Below are 24,228 nucleotides of genomic sequence, written 5' to 3'. Positions count from 1 at the left end.
GCACCTTTCTAGCGTGATGCGGCGCAAAACGAGGTCAAACAATGGATCGAGCTTGGGATCTCTCGCGCTCCGGAATGAGCCGGTTCGGGTCGGTCGCAAGTCGACGGCGAGCTTATCAATGACGGAAACGATGGAAAATTCGCGGCACTTTTGGTTTGCCGTCGAGCGCGTATTGCTTGAGCTGCAGCACTTAAGGGACCTGGGGGCTCATGAATGGCTCGACCAAGAGCTCTAGGATTTTGTGATCGGCCTGATCCGGCGCAGCAGTGAATCGGCATACTCCTCGCGCTCGAGCGTGAAGCGCTCTTGATGCGCTTTGAAGATTTCGACCCGCTTCCTGATCTCATCGCGTTCGCTGGCGCCATACTCGGGCACGCTGAGGCCAGTCCACTCGCCGACTTTTTCTGGCTGCGGCCGCGGCCGCTCGATCTCCACCTTCAGCGATTTGGCGAACGCCATCGTTTCAGCAACGAGCGCATCGAGTTCGCTCTTACAGTCATACATTGAAGCCCTCCGCACGACTCGGCCGCGCTAGACGAGCCAGTTCATCACAACCCAGCCTGCAACATGATGGCGCAAACGCCCAACGCCAGATCGGAACGACCAACCCTCTTCCGCCTCTTCTTGAAAAACGGCCGCCGACAGTATAGCCCGCGGCCCTCCGGGCTCAAAATTGTTCGTCGTGATTAAATGCAGACCAGCCCCGGTGACAGAGATCCTAAACCCAAAACACGTTGTTTCCTAGTTTTACCATTCAGGAAGCTTAACCCTGGCCGACAAGTTTCTGCTGGGAACGGGGCCCGGCCTGCAGACGAACTTCACCGCTACCCTCTTTCAAATCGTCCGAAATCGGCCTGGCTCCGCAAGCGGCCCGACATATATTATGTCGATGAAGGCCGCTTTGGTGGGCTGGATTGCGGCTAGAAGCCTTTTAGGATGTGATCAACCTTGGTCCGTGCCCGGGTCGGAGATCAGTGGCGCGCCCCCAGCTGAAACCGACCCTTCTGATTACGCGGGCTGGCTGCTCCTCTTGGCCAGTTTTGAAATGGTGGGGGTTGGCGGCGGAGGAGGAGCTGGAGGCGAAAGAGACGCGGAAACGGTCGGATTCTGCAAATAGTCAATATTGGACGTCAGCGGTGCAAGCTGATCCGACCGCCGTTTAAATCCGTGCACGCCTGAAGCAACTCTGGCCGCAAAGCGACCTTTCGGATCCTCTCCCTTGATGGTGAAGGCACCCGCGGACTTTTCGCGCGTGGGATTGAGAATTCTTCCGCGGTCTCCAGAGCCTTCGCGCGCTCGATCACCGGCGCCCTTTCAGGGCGGCAACGTCAACCGATCTCGAATCGCCATCAGCCCTAAAGCAAAGCAGTGAATCACAGATTGGACCTTGTACCCTCCAAATGGTCTACAACCGCAAACTTCTTCGCCCAGCTCGTGCTGGTAGGTCGCCCGTGTCGCGGATTCTTCCAATCAATGCCCTCGAGAATAAAGGCTGAGATTGACACCTCGCCGTCCGACACGCCGAGGGCAGCAAACGGAAAGAGCCTGCAGGGGGCGCTCTGCTATGGGAACAGCCCACGTGTCTCCTTGGCACCGCGCACCCGCTCTACGCCTATGGCCATAGCAGCAGTCCGGCTTAAGATCTTGTCTCGCTTGCTTCGCGCCAAGACGCGATCAAACGCGCGATCCAACACCTGATATTCCCGCCGCATGACCTCGTCCTCCTCCCAAAACAATCTCTGAAGGTCCTGCACCCATTCAAAGTAGCTAACAACTACGCCTCCGGAATTGCACAAAATATCCGGGATGAGAAAGATGTCCTTCTGTCGCTCTTCCAAGATCCGGTCGGCCTCGGGCGTTGTCGGGCCATTCGCGCCCTCCGCGAGTATGCGGCATCGCAGACCATTGGCGATCTTGGCATCGATTACCCGCTCCATTGCCGCGGGTACGAGTATGTCACACGTCAGCGTCAACAGCTCCTGAGAATCCAAAACGAGCTCACTAGAGTAGCCTTGTAAGCTACCACGCAAAGCTGCATGTCTGACCAATTGTGGAATATCGAGACCCGCGGGGCGATAGAGTGCGCTCGTGTGGTCGCTCACCGCGATCACCTTGACGCCCATATTGTGTAGCTCGAGAGCGGTAATCGAACCAACATTTCCGAACCCTTGCACGATCGCTGTTGCGCCACCGAGATTCATGTTGAGTTCGGCCGCGGCGCGACCGACCAGATGAGCAACGCCTCGTCCTGTCGCCTCACGGCGCCCCAAGGTGCCGCCGGCACTGACAGGTTTGCCTGTCACGATTTCGGTGACCGTTTGCCCCTGGTACATTGAATACGTATCCATGAACCAAGCCATAATCTGTTCGTTTGTCCCCATATCTGGTGCCATCACATCGGTATGCGGCCCGACAAAGGGAATCATTTCTTGCATATACCGACGCGAAAGCGCCTCGAGCTCGCGCTTAGTCAGATTGGAAGGATCTACGCAAATTCCTCCTTTTGCGCCACCATACGGCAGTCCGACCAGCGCACACTTCCAACTCATCCAAATCGCGAGCGCAGCCACTTCACCGAGATCAACGCTGGTCGCGAAACGCGTGCCACCTTTCGTCGGGCCAAGGGTGAGGTGATGCTGAACGCGATAGCCCTCAAAGACGGCGGTCGTCCCGTCCTCACGATGTATCGGACAAGAGACTATGACTGCTCGCTTGGGCAGTAGTAGCCTAGCTCTAACGTCTCCCGGTAGGCACAGATAATCCGCTATTACTTCAAACTGTTTTTCGGCCATCTCAAAGACCGGCCCATGATATGCGGTCACGTTAACTCCTTTAGCTGCAAACGACTCATCAGATGTTGACCCGTGCTGTACTTGGACGGAGGCGCATCGAACGGATGACGATGCTCTATTGGTGGCACAACTGATAAGCCACTGAATCACCCAAGTGAGGGCAACAGCTCCTGTGCGCGTCGCTTCCAAATCTCAAGCTAGAGCTCCAGTTTGCATCTGGCTGCTGAGAGCCATGAAAATAGGTGAGGACCCAAAGGCCTCACACAGGAAGTAGCAGCAACGAAAGAGTAGCCACTTTTTTGTCGTCTTCGCAGAACTTGATCCTCCTGGCGTGACCGCAACCGACCTACGATTGCCTTCCAGCGACACGCTGAAACCTTTCAGTCGTCAGAACGGACGCTCCAGACTCTTGTATCTCGCGCGCGAGCGCAGACGCTCCAAGAAATGAGTTCTTCCTTCGAACGAACGAGACGGTCGTAGGAGCTGATGCAGCGGTAGGGCTCCTGACGCCGTCGCGAAAGGCAGGGCGAGACAGCGTGCTAGGTAGAGTTCGGATCGCGCAGATTTCCGCGAGCGCATCTCCGCTTTTTTTTACAAAGGGGATAGTTAGCGGATTAGGCTTGGCTGAAAATCCAAGCAACCCTCCATGGTAACAACCGTCGAAGCCGAGCACGGCGGAACGGTTGGTGACGATCCGAGCTAACTGGATGCTGAACATGTTTGCTTCCGTTCCAGAATTGACGAAACGGACACGCTCTATGGAAGAGAACAGTCCTGCGAGGAGCTCCGCCAGTTCGCCTTCAAGGGACGTGTGGCCGCCGAGGCTCCAGCCGAGGTCCAGCCGCCTCATCACTGCTTGACGGATAACTGGATGGCTGTGACCGTATATTCCCGCCGTCATCTCGCAAACAAAGTCACGATACTCATGTCCGTCCACATCCAAAAAGGAGAGCGGTCGGAGATGGGGATGGATGCAGTTAGGGTTTACCGGCGGCAAACTGTCTCGTAAATACTACGTAGTGCATCGCGCTACTATACAGTAGACGCAACCGCAAAGGTTAGGGTCTGTACCTAATTAGCGAGTTCTGATTCCCTCGTGTTAAGTTGATTCGGCACGGGGGACTTCGATGCGCAAAGGACTGTTCTGGCTCAACGACAAGCAGTGGGCTCAGATAGAGCCGCATCTGCCAACGAACCAGACCGGCCCGGCGCGCCAAGACGATCGACGCATTATCAGCGGTATCATTCACATGCTCCAGTGCGGCGCACGCTGGCGCGATTGCCCGTCCGACTATGGCCCTTACACGACGATCTACAATCGGTTCAATCGCTGGGCTAAGCGCGGACATTGGCAGGCGATCTTTGAAGCGCTCGCCCGCTGCGGCAAGGACCGACTGGCTTTGTCGATCGACTCCACCTCGATCAAAGCGCATCGCTCGGCGAGCGGCGGAAAAGGGGGGAGTGTGAACAGGCGATCGGCCGCTCGCGCGGTGGGCGGACCACGAAAATCCACGCGCTGAGCGACCCTGATTGCAAACCTTGCGCATTTCATCTCACTCCGGGACAAGCCGCAGACATTGCCGCAGGGCCGGCCCTTTTGAAGCTCGCGCCGCCCATGTCTTCCCTCATTGGGGACAAAGGCTACGATGGCGACGGCTTTCGCGCCGAAATCGTCAATCGCGGCGCGAAACCCGTCATGCCAAACAAATCCAACCGGGTAACCCTCCACAGCTTCAGCAAGCGCCTCTATAAAGGGCGCAATGTTATCGAGCGCTGTTTCTGCCGGCTCAAGGATTTCAGGCGTGTTGCTACTCGCTACGACAAACTTGCCAGAAACTTCTTGGCCGCCGTCCACCTCGCCGCTCTCGTCGCTTATTGGATCAATTGAATCTGAACCCTAGTTTGGCTGCAGCGCCAAAAGGACCGCTCAGCCGCAGCGAGCTGCGGACACCCACTCATGGCGTGGAACTTGATCATCATAGCATCGATGGGGCGGGTTTGCGTCCGCTTGCTAGACTGGCATGTCGGTGTAACCACACCCTGTAGGCAGGCGATCGAAAGACTAATCGAAAGGGTTACGATGTTATCGCTGCTCTGAGACATTAAGGCGGGAAGCTCTCGCGCCCATGGGGGCCTGACCGCGTTTCGGACCGATCGGCTTCTCCCACGCCTGCTCGGGAGAGCTAAGCTTGACGCAGCTGCGCTTGCAGATTGCTCGCGGCGATACTTATCCTCCGCCAGATGGCGCGACGCCTGGAGGCAGGGGCAAACTGGTTACGAGAGCAAATGCATTCCCGCATCCACGCGGACGCATTCGCCGGTCATATTGCTAGATGCAGGACTGGCCAGGAAGTAGATGAGCTGCGCTACGTCGTTGGCGGAGGAGGCGATGTTGAGCGGCACGCGCTCTACTATCGCATCCCGCACCTGTTTCGCGCCAGCTTCGCCACGGCCCTTCGTGAACCAGGGAGTATCAATATAGCCGGGGCAAACCGCATTCACGCGGATGGAAGGCGCGAGCGCACGAGCCAGCGAGAGCGTCATAGCATTGACAGCGCCCTTGCTTGCAGCGTATGCGACCGACGAACCCAAGCCATTGATGCCGGCGACAGACGAGACGTTGACTACAGAGGCGGCCCGCATATTTGCCTTCGCACTCGCTTCCAGCAGCGCTCGTGCTGCCCGTATCATCTGATAAGGCCCAATGGTGTTGACCGCATAGATTTGCTGAAACTCTTCAGCTGAAAGCCCATCGAGTTTGTGGTGCGCCATATGTTTCGTCGTACCGGCATTGTTGACCAGAACGTCGAGCCGGCCCCACTGCGCCTCAGCAACAGCGACAATTTTCCTACAATCCGAATCACGCGAAACATCCCCCTGCACCACAATTACCTCGGCAGCGCCGGCCGCACGGCAGGTAGAGGCAGTGGCCTCAGCTTCCTTCTGGCTATTGGAATAGTTAATCACAATGCTCGCGCCATTTTTGGCGAGCAGTGTCGCGGTGGCCGCTCCAAGCCCCGACGCTGAACCCGTCACGATTGCACACAAACCATTCTCTGACATCGCTTCCTCCTATGTAGCCAAACTCTTCTCAAGCAGCGGCAAACGATTGTGGGCTTCCAATCAATTCGCGATGCATTTTATGTGCTTCGCGCGCCACATTGTCGCACGTCAAGCTTCAGCGCTGCTCTCGAACCAGCTCCGCCTTATTCTGTCGCGCTCCGTTCAGCCGGTAAAGACGACCGTCTTCATTCCATTGAGCATCACGCGATCTTCCAGGTGATGGCGCACAGCTCGGGCGAGAACGCGCCGCTCGATGTCGCGCCCTTTGCGAACGAGGTCCTCTGGCGTGTCGCGATGCGAGATCCTTTCGACATCCTGCTCGATGATCGGTCCTTCGTCGAGATCTGAGGTCACATAATGGGCGGTTGCTCCGATGAGCTTGACGCCTCGCGCATGGGCCTGGTGATAGGGCCTGGCGCCCTTAAATCCAGGTAGAAATGAGTGATGAATGTTGATGCAGCGTCCCGACAACTTCGCCGAGAATCCGTCCGATAGGATTTGCATGTAGCGCGCAAGGACAACAAGATCCGTGTTTGTCTCCTGCACAATCTCCCAAATACGCGACTCTTGCTCCATCTTAGTCTGCTTCGTGACAGGCAAGTGATAGAACGGCAATTCTCCCAGATCGGTAGAAGCCAAGTGCTCGCGCCCATGATTGGAAACAATTCCACTCACTTCCATGGGCAATTCGCCAATGCGCCAGCGATATAGCAAATCCGCTAGACAATGATCGAATTTAGAAACCAGAAGCATCACCCGTTTTTTTGCAGAACTCTCTCTCAGCGTAAATGTCATAAGGAAGCGCTGAGCCAGTTCTTCGATAGCGGCCAAAATCTCCGCTTTTGATTTCGCCTGCTCGAGCCGATCGAACACCACGCGCATGAAGAAGCGGCCGGCCTCTTCATCATCGAATTGCTGAGCGTCGGTGATGTTACAGCCTGCTTCAAACAAGATGCTCGAGACAGCCGATACGATGCCCGGTCGATCAGGGCATGACAATGCAAGGATCATAGAATGCTCGGACATGGTAGTCATCGCCTGACGGCGATCCCTCGCGAACTGCGGTGAAGATACGCTGAAATAAAACGAACGTAGCGCGCGGACACTAACATCGACCACACGTAACATGGCAGCCGAACTCCGCTGCCGAAGCAGTGAACCAGGACCAAAAACTGCCGGCCATGCTGCGCGCTACAAGCAGTTCGAAGACTGCGCCATCCGGCCCATCTTCGGTTCGCCACAACTGCACGCCGATATGTGCAAAGCTTGTCAGCGCTGTCGCGCCGACTGGGAACACGGAAGAATGGAGATCGATCATCGCACCTTTTGCCAGGGCCTGCCGTACCCGCCTCCCCGATACGCGCAATGCGGCGCGGCCATGACTCTGATCACTCACCGCGGCAAAACCCGACAACGAGGCGAGGACGTCAGAGAAGCCAGCTCTCTGTCGGGCAATAAGGAGCCACTGGTCCGGACCAGCCCACGCCAAACCATGCGCGTTCGATAGTGAGACCAACGGCCTCCGTGGTAGATCGAGGCCGATCGTCCGCTTGATGGCAAGTTCCAGATCGGCAGAGCCGGAAGACGCAATCAGCGTTGCAAAACCTGCGTCGTCCAAGGTCACTGCTGTGATATCCGGATCGCCCCTCGCGCCGATCTGTCCGGGTTCGGCAATACCGGCCCAAGCTCCACGGGCACGCCAAGTGGCAGTCTCTTGCTCAACCATGAAGTCGAGTTCCTTCGGGATCGAGAAACACGGGAGAGCAAATCTCCACCTCGACATCGCCATTGCGGACCGGGTCGAAAGCGCGGACACGCTCGCCGATTCGGCTCCCCCCATTTTTGATAAAGCCCAACCCGATCCACTGCTTCAAGTTTGGCGAGTAGGCCACCGAGGTCATGTAGCCTTCATCATTCTCCATCTCGGCTGCGCGACCAACTCCGAGAAAGTGTGCACCGGCCCGTAGGCGGTCGGAGGAATTCACAGGCCGAACACCAATAAAGCTCGGACGGTGGCTCTCCATCAAGGCTTCCCTCTTCGCCATCAGTCGGCCAATAAAATCCTTCTTTGACGACATCATCTTGCCGAGCCCCAGATCGCGCGCTGTCGTCTGGCCATTGATCTCGTTGCCTCCTACATGCCCTTTTTCAATGCGCATCACGCCAAGCGCCTCGGTGCCGTACGGTGTGATGCCGTATGGCTCCCCAGCCACCATGAGCGCGCGCATCATCGCCTCGCCGTATTCAGCCGGAACTGCGAGCTCGTAGGCGAGTTCCCCCGAAAACGAAATACGGAACAAGCGTGCTGCGATACCTCGACCAACCGTGATTTCGCGCGCGGCGAGATATGGGAAGGCGTCGTTGGAAATATCGTGCTCGGCGTCGACCACACGATGCAGAACATCGCGAGATCTTGGACCAGCGATTGATGCCTGCGCCCATTGTTCGGAAACAGAAACCATCCGCACGTCAAGCTCCGGCCAAAGCACCTGATGGCAGAATTCCAGATGCTGCATCACCTTGCCGGCGTTGGCTGTCGTGGTGGTCATCAAGAAGTGATGTTCGCCCAGGCGAGAGGTGGTGCCATCGTCCAAGACAAAGCCATCTTCACGCAGCATGAGTCCGTACCGGGCCTTGCCCACCGGCAGCGCCTTCCAACCATTGATGTAAACGCGTTCGAGAAACTCTGTTGCGTCGACGCCTTGGATATCGATCTTTCCAAGCGTTGAGACATCGCAGAATCCGACACTACCGCGCACCGCAAGCACCTCTCGGTTGACCGCGGTCAGCCAATCGTTTTCTCCCGGTTTGGGATAATATTGCGCTCGCAGCCATTGGCCGGTCTCGACGAAGACGGCGCCCTGCTGGCACGACCATTCATGGGTCGGTGCCAGACGAGCTGCCCGGAAATCTTTGCCACGGTGGTGGCCGGCAAGCGCGCCGATGGCAACCGGCGTGTAGGGCGGACGGAAACTCGTCGTACCGGTCTCGCGGATCGCCCTGCCCGACTGCTCGGCCATAATGGCGAGACCGGCGAAATTCGAGGTCTTGCCCTGGTCGGTGGCCATGCCGAGCGTCGTATAACGCTTGAGATGTTCGACCGAACGGAAGCCCTCGCGGGCTGCGATCTCGACATCCTTGTCGGTGACGTCGTTCTGGAGATCGACGAAGGCCTTGCCTTTGCCGCCGCTCACGCGCCAGACAGGCATCAGGCCATTCAGCTCAGCGTCAGTTGCGTGAGCCGCCTCGGCCGCCGCCGGTGCGAGGCCAACCTCCGCTGCCGCTTCCCGGCCAAGCCGCGCTCCGTCCTTAAGTGCTTCAGCGAGCGTGAAGCGACCGGCTGCGCTGCCGGCGACAGCGAGGTTCGGCGGCAGCGCGCCAGGCACAAATGCCTGGACCGCATCATCCCAAACCGGCTTGCCATTCTGGTGAGACGTGAGGTGAACCGTCGGGTTCCAGCCGTTGGAGACCGCAAGCAGGTCACAAGACAGAGTCGTTCGTTTGCCGGAAGCATCGCGAATGACGACGCCGCGCAGCTCACGACTCCGCTGCGTCGCCTCGACCACGCTGCCCGCAAACAGCGGCGCGCCGACACGTTGGGCCAGCGTTTTGAGTGATGGATCGATCTCGCTACGGGAATCAACGATCGCTGCCACGCGAGCACCGGCCGCTGCGAGATCGCGCGCCGTCGCCCAACCGCCGTCGCCGGCAGTGAAGAGGACTGCTTCGCGGCCGGGCAGAACGCCGAAGCGGTTAATGTAAGTGCGCACCGCGCCGGCGAGCATGACGCCGGGGCGATCGTTTCCGGGAAAGACGATCGGTCGCTCGAGCGCACCGGAGGCGAGGACCGCGTGTTTGGCGTAGATTCGCCAGCTGCGCTGTCGCGGCTGATGCGCGGGCGGAAGGGCGACGTGATCGTTGACGCGCTCAACCGCACCGTAGATGCCGTGATCGTAGAGGCCGAACACGCTGGTGCGCGGCATGATGCGCACTTCGGACAAGCTTGCGAGTTCGGCCAGCGTGACGGCTAGCCATTCGGCAGCGGGACGCCCATCGATCTCGCGCTGTTCAGCGAGCAAACTACCGCCGAGCCTAAAGTCTTCGTCACAGAGGATGACGCGCGCGCCGCTGCGGCCGGCCGCGAGGGCGGCGGACAGGCCCGCCGGCCCGCCACCGATCACCAGAACATCGCAGAAGGCGAAGGCCTTTTCGTAATGGTCGGGATCGCCGGCTTGGGCGGCACGTCCCAGTCCCGCGGCGCGGCGGATCAATGGCTCGTAGAGCTTCTCCCAGAACGAGGCCGGCCACATGAAGGTCTTGTAGTAGAAGCCAGCGACGAGAGCTGGCGAAGCGAGACCGTTTAGAGATAGCAAATCGAATGCGAGCGAGGGCCAGCGGTTCTGGCTGGTTGCTTCAAGACTATCGAACAGCTCGATGGTCGTCGCTCGCGTATTCGGCTCGCGTCGCGCACCTGTCCTCAGCTCGACCAACGCGTTCGGCTCCTCGGAACCGGCAGAGAGAACACCGCGGGGCCGGTGATATTTGAAAGACCGACCGATGAGCCGCACGCCGCTCGCGAGAAGCGCCGAGGCAAGCGTGTCGCCGGCATACCCGGCATAGCCTTTGCCATCGAAGCGAAAGGAGAGCGCCTGGGTGCGGTCGATCAGGCCACCGCTGGGGAGACGGAACGGCAGCGTGCTCATGCTGCCGCTCCCGTCCAGCGGCTCTTTGCCGGCACCGCCGACTCGATAGCATGGGTCAATGTGTGACGGCGCACAGCGAGCCAGGCGTGGCAACCGGCGCCGTGATACCAGAGCTCCTCGTGAAGCCCGCGAAGGTTGTCACGGAGATAAACGTAATCGAACATCGCAGCTTCCGTGGCAGCGAGGCCATCGGGGCGCTGCAGGCCCGCATCGCCCAGATAGGTAAATTCCTGGACGTCACGCGCGCCGCAATGGGGACATGGAATGCGCATTGGGATAGCTCAATGATCTCTCAGTGAAGATTTGGCTGCGCGCCCGCGCCCTTTTCGTCGATCACCCGACCGGTGGCGAAGCGGTCGAGCCTGTAAGCGGCAGCGACGGGATGCGGCTCATCCTTGGCGATGAGGTGGGCGAAGCAGAAGCCGGAGGCCGGCGTCGCCTTGAAGCCGCCGTAGCACCAGCCCGCGTTGAGATAGAGCCCCTGAACCGGCGTATGATCGATGATCGGCGAGCCGTCCATCGACATATCCATGATGCCGCCCCAGTGACGCAGCAGCCGCACCCGGCCCAAGCCGGGCCACAGACCCATCGCCGCCTCCATCACGTCTTCAATCACCGGGAGGTTGCCGCGTTGAGCATAGGAATTGTAGCCATCGATGTCGCCACCGAACACGAGGCCGCCCTTATCCGACTGACTGATGTACAAATGGCCCGCGCCGAAAGTTACCACGCAATCGATCAAAGGCTTGAGCCCTTCGGAGACGAAGGCCTGCAGAACGTGGCTCTCGATTGGTAGCCGCATCCCTGCCATCGCGGCAACACGGGAAGAGTTACCAGCGACAACGAGCGCAACCTTTTTCGCTCTGATCGGGCCACGCGTCGTCGCGACCCCGCTCACGCGGCCGTTCATGATGGTGACACCGGTGACTTCGCAATTCTGCACAATGTCGACGCCCCGACTATCGGCCGCCCGTGCGTAACCCCACGCAACGGCGTCGTGGCGCGCGGTGCCGCCACGCCTCTGCAGCAACCCACCCTGAATGGGGAAGCGGCTTGTCTCGTAATCGAGGAAGGGCACCATGGCACGCACCCGCTCGCGATCGAGCAGCTCGGCATCGACGCCGGCGAGCCGCATCGCATTGCCGCGGCGCGCGTAGGCGTCCCGCTGCGGGTCCGAATGAAAGAGGTTGAGAACCCCGCGCTGGCTGACCATCGCGTTGTAGTTCACGTCCTGCTCCAGCCCTTGCCAGAGCTTCATCGACAATTCGTAGAAAGGGGTATTTCCAGGGAGCAGATAGTTGGACCGAATGATCGTCGTATTGCGGCCCACGTTACCAGAGCCAATATAACCCTTCTCGATCACGGCAACGTTGTTGATGCCAAATCGACTTGCAAGGTAGTGAGCTGTGGCAAGACCGTGACCGCCACCACCGATGATCAGAACGTCGTATTCGGGCTTGGGCGCTGCGTCGCGCCAGGTAGGCTGCCAGCCACGATGTCCCTTTAGAGTTTGGCCAATGAGAGAAAATATGGAATAGCGCATTGGGTCCGAATACTGGGTAAGCGCGGCCGGATCGTCCTGCCTTCTGATACACATTGAACTGCTCTGCTTCGCCGGCATGATCGCTAGCGACCTGCCATTGCCTGAAAGCGACAGGTCCTCTGGCCACAGCCGATGCCAGGTTCGGACGCCTCATGGCCGGGTAACCTGCCCCAATGCCTTAATCGGGCGCAGCAGCATCAGGCCGCCAGCCGCAGCCCCCGACTTGAGGATCGCGATGCGGGATATCCAGGTTAGCTGCCTTGGACATATTTTGGCGAGGGAATGTCGCTCCCCGATGTCTACGCGCCATCGATCGAACCAGTCCAATACGAGCGCTGACAATCCGATCTTATTCGGATTGAGACGTGGCTGGACTGCGAACGACCGCCATCTGCGCGCTCGTGTGAAGGCCGGAAACGTATCGTCTGTCGTCCGCTCGGATCCTGGTCCGACAAAACTATTGATACGATCGCGCCCGCAATCGCACCAACTGCGGCCGATGCGCCTCGCATCGCTCTCGGAACAGCTGCGGGATGGGTGCCGACAGCCTTTGGCGAGCGTGTACTCTTTGCAGGAGCCGCGCGCTCGTATCGGTCGTCGTCAGGAACTCGGAAGTATCGAGCTCCACAGGGGCGGCTTCCGAGAACGTCGTTTAGGCAGATCGGTTTGACGCGTCGATGTCAGCTCCATTCGATCGGTCGATTGGGTTGGAAATCGCACGCGTAGACCGAACGAGGCCGACGGAAGGCTGCTTCGGCAGCATGGATGGCGATTGCCCTATCATGGCCGAGCTGCACGTAGTGAGCGCTCAAATTTTTACATCAGAGCAACCAAGAAGATCGGTGTGCACGAGGCGATTCCTCAATTCGCCGAGCCCAGTGGCCCGGACCAGCACTTCATCACCTTCCTTCAAGAACAACGGAGGGGTCCGCGCGTATCCAACCCCACTAGGCGTTCCGGTCAAAAGCACGTCTCCCGGCTGCAATGTCATTCCAAGCGAAATTTCGGCGATAAGGCGCTCAATCGGAAACGCCATTTGAGAAATCGATGCATCCTGGCGAAGCTCGCCGTTCACCAGACATTGCAGTCGAACAGCCGGGAGATCCATCTCGTCGCCTGTCACGATGTAAGGGCCGAGCGGCATCGTTCCGTCCATGCTCTTTCCCTTGAACCATTGTCCGCCATGCTTTCGCTGCATATCGCGCACCGAGATATCGTTCGCCAGGCTGTAACCGAAAATATGATTGCGAACGTCCTTCTCGGGTATGCTGCGCCCGGCTCGCCCAATGATGATCGCAAGTTCCGCCTCGTAATCCCATTCACCCGAAAGTCTCGCGTCGTAAGCGATAGCATCGCGCGGACCGATGACTGTATATGGGCTCTTCGTGAAGAACGTCGGGGCCTTGGGCAATTCTTTTGCCGCTTGCGGAGCGCGTTTCTCACGCCCCTCATTGAAGTGATCGAGATAGTTCCAGCCAACACACAAGACGTCACGGCGAAAGCGCCGGATGGGAGAAAGCAGCGAAAGGTCCGCAAACGGCATACGTTCGGCGCTCGCTTCACTGGCAACTCGCCTTATCTCCTCCAGGGCCTCTTCGCCGGCCTCAATAATTTCCAGAAGGTCTCCAAATCGCTGTGGCAGAAGGACGGCCTCATCACCTGAAAGGACGCCGACGCGAACCGTATCGCGGAGCCGCGCACAAAATAACTTCATCGTACTCTCTCAATCGTGTGGGAAATAATGTACAGTCTTCGGCAGGACATCAGCAGCCCAAGATCTTGCCAGGATTCATGATATTTCGGGGATCTAGGGTCTTCTTGATGCCAGCCATGAGCTCCAGATCGATGCCTTCCTTGAAGGTCTTCAACTCCTCGACGTGCATGAGCCCGATCCCGTGCTCGGCGCTAATGCTTCCTCCAAGCTCGACGCTTGCCTCGTGTACGATGAAGTTCGCGCGCGCCGCGGCCGTCTCCCTCTTGACAGGGGTATCGTAGACGAGCCTGTCAAAGACGATGATCACGTGGATGTTGCCGTCACCAATGTGACCGCAATGGAATACATCCGCAGCGTCAAACTCGGTTTGGAGCCGCGTATCCACGCGCTCGATAAAGATCTCCAGCTTAGAAATTGGTACTGATGTGTCATTAGCGACCGAGAATCCTTTGCGCATGTTTGCTTCGGAAATACTGTGCCGATACTTCCACAAGCGCTCTGCCTTAAGTGAATCCGATGCAATGATCGCGTCATTAACGAGCTTGCGCTCAACTCCTTCGTTCAGAACGCGTTCGAACACTTCAGACGGGTCCCAGCTCGTGCTGCTGTCGGCGAGTTCGATCAAGGCATACCATGGCGATGAGATGTCCATAGGGGGCCGCTCACCGAAATGAGCCAGGACATTTTGTAGCTGCCCTTTCGAAATCAATTCGAATGCTTCAACCTTGCCGCCCGTGCAGTCGGCGAAAAGCCTCAGCAGATCAACAGCGTCGGAGACTCGCGATAGAGACACCATCGCCGTCCCCGTCGTCGTCGGCAGCGGGAACAGCTTCAAGGCGGCCGCGGTTACGATCCCCAGTGTACCTTCTGCGCCAATGAATAACTGTTTCAGATCGTATCCTGAATTATCCTTGCGGAGCACTTTCAAGCCATTCCAGATCCGTCCGTCGGGCAGCACGACCTCCAGTCCAAAGATAAGATCGCGCATGTTCCCATACCGTAATACGCCTGTGCCTCCCGCATTTGTAGAGACTAGCCCGCCGATCTGGCAGCTTCCGACGCTCCCAAGGTACATCGGAAATTGCCGTTGCTTTTGTTGCACGGTCTCTCGCAGAGTTCCCAGGATGCAGCCAGCCTCGGCGATCACCGAATTGTTTTGAATGTCGATCTCTCTGACGCGGTTCAATCTAGAAACATTAAGGATCATCGAAGGGCGATTGCCGAGGGGAATTGCGCCACCGGTCATGCCTGTATTGCCGGCCTGCGGTACGATCGCGATGCCCAGCTCACCGCAAAGTTTGACAATAGCGGCGACTTGTTGGGTGCTCTTGGGGAGTGCCACGGCCAACGCCTCACCCTTGTAGCGGCGACGCCCATCTTCGAGATACCCCGCGATATCTGTAGATTGCGATAGTATTCCACCATCCCCAATGATCTCAGTGCCCGCTGAGATCAACCGCTCAAGCAAATTCTGAACGTCAGACATGATCATTGTTTCTCCGAACATCGATGCTCTTGACAGTCAAGTCGCGGATACTCACGGCGGGGAGGCTGGCGTGACCGCAGGCAGACACACACCCGGGCGCGACCGAGTCGGCTTGATGGTGAGGTAGGAATGGCCGCTCAAGACCAGATTGAAGTCGACCCGCTACGTTTCTTCGCGGCGATTGCTGCGCCAATCCTCATTGTCTTTCCACATCAAGTGATGCCGGCCTAGATCGGCGATGCTGCTCACGCCCATCTGGGCCATACTGATGTCGATTTCGCGACGGAAGATCGCCAGCGCCTTTGCTGCGCCGGCTACTCCACCAGCCGTCACGCCGTAGAGCGTTGGCCGGCCCTGGAAGACAAACTGAGCGCCCATGCAGATGGCGATCAAGACATCAAGCCCCCGCCGAATTCCGCTATCGAGCATCACGGTCATGTTGTCGCCCACCACGTCGCAAATCCTGGGCAGCATCTCGAGCGGCGAAGGCGCATTGTCGAGCTGGCGGCCCCCGTGATTGGAGACGATGATACCGTCGACGCCAAGGGAGTGCGCGCGCACCGCGTCATCGGGGTGCATGATTCCCTTGATCACAAAGTTTCCCTTCCACAGCTCACGATAGCGCTCAACATGCTTCCAGGTCATCGGCGCGCGGCATTGGTTGGCGACAAGATCGGCCACCTGTTCGACGCTGGCATTGGGACCTGCGTACTTGGTCCAGTTGTCGAAGTAAGGTGCCCCATGTTGCAACCACTGCATCATCCAGGCCGGATGCCGGAGCGCTTCGAATTTGGTCTTCCAGGTGAGCTTTAACGGTCGCCGCCAGCCGTTCCGAAGGTCGCGCTCGCGGTTGGAGGATTCCGGCACGTCGACGGTAAAGACTAGAGTCCTCAGCCCAGCATCGCTCGCCCGTTTAATCATGTCTTCGGAGATCGACGGATCCTTGGACGAGTAGAGCTGGTACCATCCATGGTCGGGTGCCACCTTCCCAAGATCCTCGATCGAACCCGTGCTAACGCCCGACATGATGAAAGGCACGTTGGCGTCGCGCGCCGCTTGAGCCAGCATGATGTCCGCACCCGGGCGAAGAAGGCCGGCCAGTCCGGTCGGCGCGATACCGATCGGGCTGGAATAAGTGCGACCGAACAGGACGGTCGACTGATCGCGCACACTGACATCGACGAGGTACCTCGGAATGACACGCGTCCGGCGGAATGCCTGTAGATTGGTGAGTAGGGCCGCCTCGTCGTCGGTGCCGCCCTCAACGTAATCATAGGCAATCTTCGGGAGCCGGCGCTTCGCCAGCTTACGCAGATCATCGATATTCACCACATCGTTCATCATCCTGCTACTTCCACGAAGATTGATTGCGTGACATTTCGACTTCAGCGCTTTCCGAGGAGGTAGGCGCGCTACGTTTTCCGACCCACGACCACGTCCACAGTATCCGTTCCGAACTAGAAAAGGCGGTCGCCACTTTTTTCCATTTGAAAGGTATCACTTGACCTCAAATCCACTCCGCATGCGAAATGACGGAGCGGCTGATTACTCCAATCATTCGATCCTTATTGTGCTCCAGTCGCGAGCGAGCGCACGCCATTCATCAAGGAAATGTCTTGGAGGGTCTTTTCATGATGGGCTCTATTGGTTGCCACCGCTCAGGTTGCACGCCCCTACGTACCGTCAGGTCGCGTGCTCCGGGCTTATGCGATCAAAGCGGCGTTTGAGCGCTGGCCTGGCCGTAGCTCCTACTAAGGTGATTGCGGCTCTGCCGTGCATCTGTAGGCCGCCGCCAAGTCGTAACGAAACCACTCTTGCCACTCAGCTTTGCGCACGCCCCTTCTCCTTGTCGAAATATACAAACCGCGGCCTCAGCTCGCTCGCGCGAAAGAGAACGAGCTAACGCCAGCGCATCTCCTCCGTGTCATAGGAGCCGGAGATTGGATCGCTGATGGCCGTCAATTCGCGCTTGAGCACCCGTGACTTTGTATCGGGCCGGGGAAGAGCTGGAATGAAGGCAATGTATCGCGGCACCTTGAAGGCAGCCAAACGCGCTCGAGCATGCTCGAGAATGCGCTCCACCGGCAGATCTGCTGGCGTGACGCCCTCCTTGAGCTCCACGTAGATCTTGACCTCCTCACCCCGCTTGACATCGCGAACTGGCACCGCGGCGACATCCGAGATCCCGGGGATTTCGCAGATGACCGCCTCGACCTCGCGCGCAGCAATATTCTCGCTCGAACGACGGATCATGTCCTTCTTGCGTCCGACCAGCCAATAGAAGCCGAGATCGTCGCAGCGTAACAGGTCACCCGTCTTGAACCATTCACCTTCGAATACGGCAGCATTTGCCTGTGGATTGTTCCAGTAACCCTTGAAAATCCCGCGCCCCCTCACCCAGAGCTCACCGATCTCGCCAATCGGCGTAGGGCTGCCGTCGTCATTGACCAACCGCAACTCACGGAACGACGCGCGTATGCCCACCGAGCCAAGGTCGATCGCCTCTTCAAGTTCATTCGGCAATATGGTGCCGAAGCTGATTTCCGTCATCGAAAAACCGTCGCCGGTACGCACGCCAAACCGCTTTCGGAAGCGGGCTAGCGTCTCGGGAGTCCAGCCCCAATTTATGGTCTGCTTGAGCGAAGTCGTTCCGTCGATATCCTCGGCCTCTGCCTGGCGTGCAACCAATTCGGGAAACGAACACCACTCGATGCTGTATTGCTTGATCCAGCCAAGCAACCGCGTCGAGCTGATTTGCGGAGCCAGGTAAAGCGTTCCGCCTTGTCGGTATGACTTCAGAAGATGAGCTTGCGGCTCGCCGTAGGAGAACGGCCCCATGGAGAGATAGCTCTTGTACGGCTCATAGTCCATGGACGCCCATCGATACGAGCCAATGCCCCAGAAGTCGTGCGTCAACATGCAGCCCTTGGGAAAGCCAGTCGTCCCCGAGGTATATTGGATGTTCAGCAGATCGTCGGGGCCGACATCCTCGTTAACCGGAGCCTCTCCCGCGCCCTTGAGCAGATCATCCAGGGAAGCACACGTCCCGCTCGTCGATGGGCGTTGCCCGACAACAATGACCCGCTCCTTCGAGAGCTCTTGCGGCCATGGATCCATTGCCGAAAACACTGCCCATGAGGACTCGTCAACGACCGCACACTTAGCCTGCGTGTCGCTAAGAACATATTCAATCTCTCTTGGCGTCAGGCGCTTGTTGATCGGCACCATCACGGCACCGAGTTTTGCAAAGGCAAACCAAAGGATCGGGAACTCGATCCGATTTGGCAGCATCACACCAACGCGATCCCCCTTGCTCACTCCAAATGCCCGCAAAGCATGGGCATACTTATTGGACCAGCGGTCCATCTCCGCGTACGTTGCGCGCTCGTCGCGCTCGAAGACGTTGATCGCAGTGGCGGTACCGTGCGTTCGCGCTCGCTCTGAAACAAGCTGTCCAACCGTGATCGTCTCGTATGCCGCTTCCAGCGCCTCAACCTTGCGCAAGGCGCCTGCCACCTGATCACGCAGCTTGTTTCGTGTTATCTTTGCAGAGGTCATCATAGGGAGCCTAAGGAGTAAAAATGCAGCCAACTAGCTGATGTGAAGATATCGGCGCGATCGAGCCAGAATTGAATCCTTCGTGCGGGAGGATTGGTTGCAGGACGTCGCCACCAATTTATCGCTGCATCGCAGCAACGACGGCAACAAGACATCATCTGTTTGCAAAAGCACAGGCAACCTCTTTCGCTTTCTTTGCGCCAGGCGTTTTCCTGAGGCAGGCATCAGCGGCCCAAAGCCGGCGCCCCAAAAGTCCCGCTTGTCTAGTGCACATTGAACGGCGTAGCTTCTCCGTCATGATCGCCAGCGACCTTCGATTGCCCAGAAGCGACAACTTGACCAAACCAGCGGCTCATGTCGGCTTCCTGTTGATTCCTGATTTTGCAATGTTGCCTTATGTGTCGGTGATCGAACCGCTGCGCGCCGCAAATCGCCTATCCGGTCGAGCGCTATACCACTGGAGTCATGTCTCGATCGACGGAGAAGCCACCGCGGCATCGAACGGCGTACGTATTCAAACGGACTATTGTGTCGGGACAGACGCTCACTTCGACTACTTATTCGTATGCGCCGGCGGCAATCCGGCGCTCTTTCGACATGCTCCGACTTTCGCATGGCTACGGAGACTTGCTCGGCTCGGCGTCACTCTAGGTGGGGTATCGGGCGGACCTTACATTCTTGCGCGGGCGACTCTGCTCACCGGCTACCGATTTACCATTCACTGGGAGCATGCGCCGGCCTTTGTCGAGGACTACCCCGACCTCGATCTGCGGCGCTCTCTCTATGAAATCGATCGTGATCGATTGACATCGAGCGGTGGCGCTGCGCCGCTTGACATGATGCACGCCCTGCTTGCTCGCGAACACGGAAGCGCTTTAGCAATGGCTGTGAGTGAGTGGTTCCTTCAGACTCACGTTCGCGAAGGAACCGGTCCCCAGCGAATGCCATTGCGAGAACGTCTCGGCATCGCACATGCGCCCCTGCTTCGGGTGATCAGTCGAATGGAGCAAACTGTGGAAAATCCAGTATCGCGGGAAGATCTGGCTCGTCTCGCTGACGTTTCGCTCCGACATCTCGAACGCCTTTTTCGCCAACATCTCGGACACTCAATCGGCGAGCACTATTTAGCGCTGAGGCTCGATCGCGCGCGTGATCTGGTCAGGCAAACCAGCCTTTCGGTACTCGAGATTGCGCTAGCCTGCGGATTTACAAGTGCGAGCCACTTCTCTCGCACATACCGGGCACGCTTCGGTAAAGCGCCGCGAGCAGAGCGATTGCACGAAACGCCCGAAAGGTAGCAGTTACGCCGGGCCTCTAGGTTGCTCGCTCAGGATCAAGCCGAACGATCTCTCTGTCGGATTTGAGCTTGGATGATGACGAAATGTTCCGATCGTAAGGATTCGCCAGCGATGACAACTCTCGGCGCGAAATCGCCGCGTCAACAGTATTCGCGAGCAAGTAGCCGACCGTCATCGGACCAACGCCGCCAGGCACAGGAGTAATGTAACTCGCGCGCTTGCTTGCCTCGGCAAAAGCAACATCTCCGACAATTTTGGGGGAGCCGGTCGTATCCGTCGCGCGATTGATGCCAACATCGATGACAATCGCGCGCGGCTTAAGCCAATCGCCACGGACCAGCCCCGCGCAGCCGGCGGCAGCCACGACAATGTCGGCCCTTCGGCAATGTTCCGGCAGATTGCGCGTCTGGAGCTGTGCAGCTGTAACGGTACATCCGGCATCACCGAGAAGCAGTGCCAGAGGTTTTCCGACGATATTCGAGCGACCAATAACGACAACGTCAAGCCCGTCCAGGTCACGCACAACAGTCTTGACGAGGTGGACAACACCAAGAGGGGTGCAAGGGGCAAGAGCGGGCTGACCGGCCGCCAATCGTCCAATGTTGTAAGGATGGAAGCCATCGACATCCTTAGCCGGATCGATGGCTTCCAGGACACGGCAACGGTCGATGTGCCCCGGCAGTGGAAGCTGAACGAGGATGCCATCGACCGTGTCGTCAGCGTTAAGTTTCTCGATTAACGTCAGCAGTTCGGCTTGGCCAACATTGCTCGGCAGCAGGAATTGTTGAGATTTAAAGCCGACGGCTTGCGCCTGCTTGGCTTTCGTCCTCACGTAAACCGAACTGGCCGGGTCCTCGCCAACCAGCACCACGGCTAACCCCGGGGTAACGTTGCATTCGGCTTGAAGCCACGCCACATCGCGCGCAACGCGATTCCGAAGGACCTCGGCGATCGCCTTTCCATCGATTACGATAGCACTCATCGTCAATTCCTGAGCATGTTAGTGACTTCTCGCCTATTCGGCGGGCCGCCAATGATGCTGCTGTCGTTATGATCGCAGTCCCCATCGATTGACGCGTACGACGCAGCACGTTCGCGCGGCACTGTCGGTTTTTCGCAATCCCGCTTCCGACGCACTCTGCCATTCTAACGGTTCGGAATACCGCGCTCCACCATCATGCAGTACGGCAACGCAACATGCACGAAACTAGCGAAGTCGCCGGTTTGATTGAGAGCATTTGACATATTTCACGCACGTTCAGCGGAGATCGGCCGATTGCAGCCCTATCTGCCACCCTGTTGATTTGTATTAAACCTCAGGTGAGACCAAGCTTCCTTGACGGGGCACGTCACTAACATGACCATATGCGACATTTGCGATTGTGGGTTAATGCTACCGCGCGTCGGAAACGTCCAAGCATCGAAGGACAAAAACGACTCGCCAGCAGCCGGTCTACCACTCGCCTTGCAATGTTCCGGCTTGCGGCTTTTGGATAGTCGTCACCTAGCATTACAGTTGCTTTTTTGATTTGAAGTGGGCGCGTTGAGCGGCAGCCTGGTGAGCTCTGCGCCAGAAGGACCATGCGATGATGTGTGCGGGTTGAATCCGCTTCCGCGCAAGTCTGATAGCAATGCGGCGGATTTCCTGGATTGACCAACGGATCAGTGGTGGGGTGGTTATGTTTTGGCTTTTGCCGGGGGGCGCCGTTTCGTTTTTTTGGGCGGTGGCGGATTAGCGCGATGTCGGATCGCGGCCATCATGGCGAAGGCGAGCATCACCAAGGACACATGACGGTGCCAGCCATGCCAGGATCTGCTCTCGTTGTGATCGAGCCCGAACTCGTTTTTCGCGGTTTCAAAGCTGTCCTCGATCGCCCATCGATGGCCTTCGACCGCGACCAGCGTTTCAATGGCTGTTCCCGCTGGGCACCAGGTGGTGAAGAAGGCGAGGTCATCATCGGCAATGCGACGACGGATCAGTAGACCGCGTGTCCACAAACCGTCATTTGCACTGTTGGACTGCTCGGCCTCGAGATCCGCCAATTCGAGATAACACCAATCGTGCAGCCGCGGTCCTTTGGTTCCGGCTCCCGCCGACAGGCGCTTCCAGTCGGATGAGCGCCGCGTCCGGGCGAGGTCTGCAGCCGTACCGGCGACCGGCGGTCGCTTGCCCCAGGATCGAAACACATGAGCGCTGCTGACCCCAAGCACGTAGCCTTTGCCTGCCCGACGTAGTTGCTGTTCGATGTTGCCAACACCGTAGACGGTATCACCGGCAACCCACTTGAATGGTACAGACCCGGCTATCGCGCGTGCGATCATTCTCGTCGCAAGCTTTGGTTTGGTCGCAAAGCCGACATCGGCAGGCACATATGTGGCTTCCAGACGATCTGGATCGTCGGTCCATTCCTTCGGAAGATACAACGCGCGATCGATGAACGCATGGCCATGACGCGAAACGTAGGCAGCGAAGACGCCGATCTGGCAGTTCGTGATCTTTCCTGCCGAACCAGTGTATTGCCGCGCCACTCCGCATGACGCTTTGCCCTGTTTGAGAAAACCGGTCTCGTCGATCACGAGCACCGCATCGTCATCCGCCAAATGCTCGATGACATAGTCGTGCACGATATCGCGCAGGGCATCAGCGTCCCAGTCTCCACGACCCAGAATCGCCTGCTGCCGCCATGGGCCGGGATCGCCAGCCGCCTCCGCGCGCATCCAACCGGTCTTGCGCTGCTCATCTCCGAGCAGACCTTCCAGGAACAGACCTGCATTCGTCGCAACACGCTCTTGCGTGAACAACGGACGTATCCGTTGCTTGATCTCTCGAAGCGACGCCGCCCACAACGCAAGCGTCGCCTCAACCGACGCGGCCCGCGCCCACGACATTCGAATCATGGTTGCCCATGGATTCAGAAGCCCGCAACAAAAGCAACTGTAATGCTAGGGTCTGTACCTAATTAGCGAGTTCTGATTCCCTGGTGCCAAGTTGATTCGGCACGGGGGACTTCGATGCGCAAAGGACTGTTCTGGCTCAACGACAAGCAGTGGGCTCAGATAGAGCCGCATCTGCCAACGAACCAGACCGGCCCGGCGCGCGAAGACGATCGACGCATTATCAGCGGTATCATTCACATGCTCCAGTGCGGCGCACGCTGGCGCGATTGCCCGTCCGACTATGGCCCTTACACGACGATCTACAATCGGTTCAATCGCTGGGCTAAGCGCGGACATTGGCAGGCGATCTTTGAAGCGCTCGCCCGCTGCGGCAAGGACCGAGTGGCTTTGTCGATCGACTCCACCTCGATCAAAGCGCATCGCTCGGCGAGCGGCGGAAAAGGGGGGAGTGTGAACAGGCGATCGGCCGCTCGCGCGGTGGGCGGACCACGAAAATCCACGCGCTGAGCGACCCTGATTGCAAACCTTGCGCATTTCATCTCACTCCGGGACAAGCCGCAGACATTGCCGCAGGGCCGGCCCTTTTGAAGCTCGCGCCGCCCATGTCTTCCCTCATTGGGGACAAAGGCTACGATGGCGACGGCTTTCGCGCCGAAATCGTCAATCGCGGCGCGAAACCCGTCATTCCAAACAAATCCAACCGGGTAACCCTCCACAGCTTCAGCAAGCGCCTCTATAAAGGGCGCAATGTTATCGAGCGCTGTTTCTGCCGGCTCAAGGATTTCAGGCGTGTTGCTACTCGCTACGACAAACTTGCCAGTAACTTCTTGGCCGCCGTCCACCTCGCCGCTCTCGTCGCTTATTGGATCAATTGAGTCTGAACCCTAGCAAAACCCGGGATCCTAACAGTGCTTCCGAAGCGCTCTCACCGGAATGGCATGATGAGCGTGCCGAAAGCGCCTTCGATGCGACATCCAGAACCCAGTCACAGACTCAGCATCGCTTGGTCGTTTGCTCGATCGCTTGGTGCTCTTTTTTCCGCCCGATGGGCCTAGGAGTCAGGATCTACAGGATCCAAGTCCGGTTGCAGATACTGTTTGATGATCGATCTGTCGACGCGGTCCGCGGCGCTCGAAGGCTCAGAGAACAGATGACGCCGTTGGCTTTAGGAAT

General features: G+C 58.2%; 17 protein-coding genes and 2 pseudogenes. 5 read left to right on the top strand and 14 right to left on the bottom strand.

The features are described from left to right. Positions 1-231: 231 nt before the first annotated feature. Positions 232-504, bottom strand: a complete 273-nt coding sequence (locus IVB45_RS05105; RefSeq protein ID WP_247356759.1) for a hypothetical protein — start codon at positions 502-504, stop codon at positions 232-234. 1,058 nt (positions 505-1,562) lie between these two features. Further along, positions 1,563-2,822: a Glu/Leu/Phe/Val dehydrogenase gene (locus tag IVB45_RS05100; RefSeq protein WP_247356756.1), complete on the bottom strand. Its 1,260-nt coding sequence runs from the start codon at positions 2,820-2,822 to the stop codon at positions 1,563-1,565. A gap of 1,097 nt (positions 2,823-3,919) precedes the next feature. On the opposite strand from IVB45_RS05100, the pseudogene IVB45_RS05095 reads away from it, so the two are divergent. After that, positions 3,920-4,231, top strand: a pseudogene (locus IVB45_RS05095) (IS5 family transposase); the annotation flags it as partial. Next, positions 4,171-4,680: an IS5 family transposase gene (locus IVB45_RS05090; RefSeq protein ID WP_247807626.1), complete on the top strand. Its 510-nt coding sequence runs from the start codon at positions 4,171-4,173 to the stop codon at positions 4,678-4,680. The pseudogene IVB45_RS05095 and the gene IVB45_RS05090, both read left to right, overlap by 61 nt. Positions 4,681-5,066: 386 nt before the next feature. On the opposite strand, the gene IVB45_RS05085 is transcribed toward IVB45_RS05090, so the two are convergent. From IVB45_RS05085 to IVB45_RS05040, 10 genes are all read right to left on the bottom strand, one after another. Then, on the bottom strand, positions 5,067-5,855 hold the full coding sequence (locus tag IVB45_RS05085; RefSeq protein ID WP_247356417.1) for an SDR family oxidoreductase: 789 nt from the start codon (positions 5,853-5,855) through the stop codon (positions 5,067-5,069). Positions 5,856-6,017: 162 nt separating this feature from the next. Further along, positions 6,018-6,881 carry a formyltetrahydrofolate deformylase gene (gene purU, locus IVB45_RS05080; RefSeq protein WP_247356433.1) on the bottom strand — a complete coding sequence of 288 codons (864 nt, stop codon included), beginning with the start codon at positions 6,879-6,881 and terminating at the stop codon, positions 6,018-6,020. 79 nt (positions 6,882-6,960) lie between these two features. Further along, positions 6,961-7,581 (bottom strand): sarcosine oxidase subunit gamma family protein, encoded by a 621-nt coding sequence (locus IVB45_RS05075; RefSeq protein ID WP_247356419.1) that lies wholly within the window; start codon positions 7,579-7,581, stop codon positions 6,961-6,963. Continuing rightward, positions 7,574-10,558, bottom strand: a complete 2,985-nt coding sequence (locus IVB45_RS05070; RefSeq protein ID WP_247356421.1) for a sarcosine oxidase subunit alpha family protein — start codon at positions 10,556-10,558, stop codon at positions 7,574-7,576. The genes IVB45_RS05075 and IVB45_RS05070 overlap by 8 nt, the downstream gene beginning before the upstream one ends. Continuing rightward, a complete protein-coding gene (locus IVB45_RS05065) occupies positions 10,555-10,830 on the bottom strand; it encodes a sarcosine oxidase subunit delta (protein WP_247356423.1) in 276 nt (91 codons plus the stop codon). The genes IVB45_RS05070 and IVB45_RS05065 overlap by 4 nt, the downstream gene beginning before the upstream one ends. A 20-nt stretch (positions 10,831-10,850) precedes the next feature. Next, entirely contained in the window at positions 10,851-12,101 is a 1,251-nt protein-coding gene (locus IVB45_RS05060) for a sarcosine oxidase subunit beta family protein (protein WP_247356436.1), read from the bottom strand. Positions 12,102-12,909: 808 nt separating this feature from the next. After that, positions 12,910-13,815: a fumarylacetoacetate hydrolase family protein gene (locus IVB45_RS05055; RefSeq protein WP_247356425.1), complete on the bottom strand. Its 906-nt coding sequence runs from the start codon at positions 13,813-13,815 to the stop codon at positions 12,910-12,912. A gap of 49 nt (positions 13,816-13,864) precedes the next feature. Beyond that, entirely contained in the window at positions 13,865-15,307 is a 1,443-nt protein-coding gene (locus IVB45_RS05050; RefSeq protein WP_247356427.1) for an FAD-binding oxidoreductase, read from the bottom strand. Between the two features lie 156 nt (positions 15,308-15,463). After that, entirely contained in the window at positions 15,464-16,645 is a 1,182-nt protein-coding gene (locus IVB45_RS05045; RefSeq protein ID WP_247356428.1) for an alpha-hydroxy acid oxidase, read from the bottom strand. Between the two features lie 555 nt (positions 16,646-17,200). After that, a complete protein-coding gene (locus IVB45_RS05040; protein ID WP_247356429.1) occupies positions 17,201-18,862 on the bottom strand; it encodes a class I adenylate-forming enzyme family protein in 1,662 nt (553 codons plus the stop codon). Positions 18,863-19,194: 332 nt separating this feature from the next. Here IVB45_RS05040 and IVB45_RS05035 point away from each other — a divergent pair, with 332 nt between their 5' ends. Continuing rightward, positions 19,195-20,157, top strand: a complete 963-nt coding sequence (locus IVB45_RS05035; RefSeq protein WP_247356430.1) for a GlxA family transcriptional regulator — start codon at positions 19,195-19,197, stop codon at positions 20,155-20,157. A 16-nt stretch (positions 20,158-20,173) separates the two neighbouring features. On the opposite strand, the gene folD is transcribed toward IVB45_RS05035, so the two are convergent. Together folD and IVB45_RS05025 are read right to left on the bottom strand one after the other, a co-directional pair. Then, positions 20,174-21,139: a bifunctional methylenetetrahydrofolate dehydrogenase/methenyltetrahydrofolate cyclohydrolase FolD gene (gene folD, locus IVB45_RS05030; RefSeq protein ID WP_247356431.1), complete on the bottom strand. Its 966-nt coding sequence runs from the start codon at positions 21,137-21,139 to the stop codon at positions 20,174-20,176. A gap of 695 nt (positions 21,140-21,834) precedes the next feature. Further along, on the bottom strand, positions 21,835-23,055 hold the full coding sequence (locus IVB45_RS05025; RefSeq protein ID WP_247285483.1) for an IS701 family transposase: 1,221 nt from the start codon (positions 23,053-23,055) through the stop codon (positions 21,835-21,837). A gap of 114 nt (positions 23,056-23,169) precedes the next feature. Here IVB45_RS05025 and IVB45_RS05020 point away from each other — a divergent pair. Together IVB45_RS05020 and IVB45_RS05015 are read left to right on the top strand one after the other, a co-directional pair. After that, positions 23,170-23,481: pseudogene (locus IVB45_RS05020) on the top strand (IS5 family transposase); the annotation flags it as partial. Next, positions 23,421-23,930: an IS5 family transposase gene (locus IVB45_RS05015; protein ID WP_247807625.1), complete on the top strand. Its 510-nt coding sequence runs from the start codon at positions 23,421-23,423 to the stop codon at positions 23,928-23,930. The pseudogene IVB45_RS05020 and the gene IVB45_RS05015, both read left to right, overlap by 61 nt. The last annotated feature ends 298 nt before the right edge of the window (positions 23,931-24,228 follow it).

Origin of the sequence: Bradyrhizobium sp. 4, from assembly GCF_023100905.1 — a bacterium.
Classification (GTDB): Bacteria; Pseudomonadota; Alphaproteobacteria; order Rhizobiales; family Xanthobacteraceae; genus Bradyrhizobium.
The sequence above is the reverse complement of the archived record's forward strand: the minus strand, read 5'-3'. Positions and strand labels throughout refer to the sequence as shown.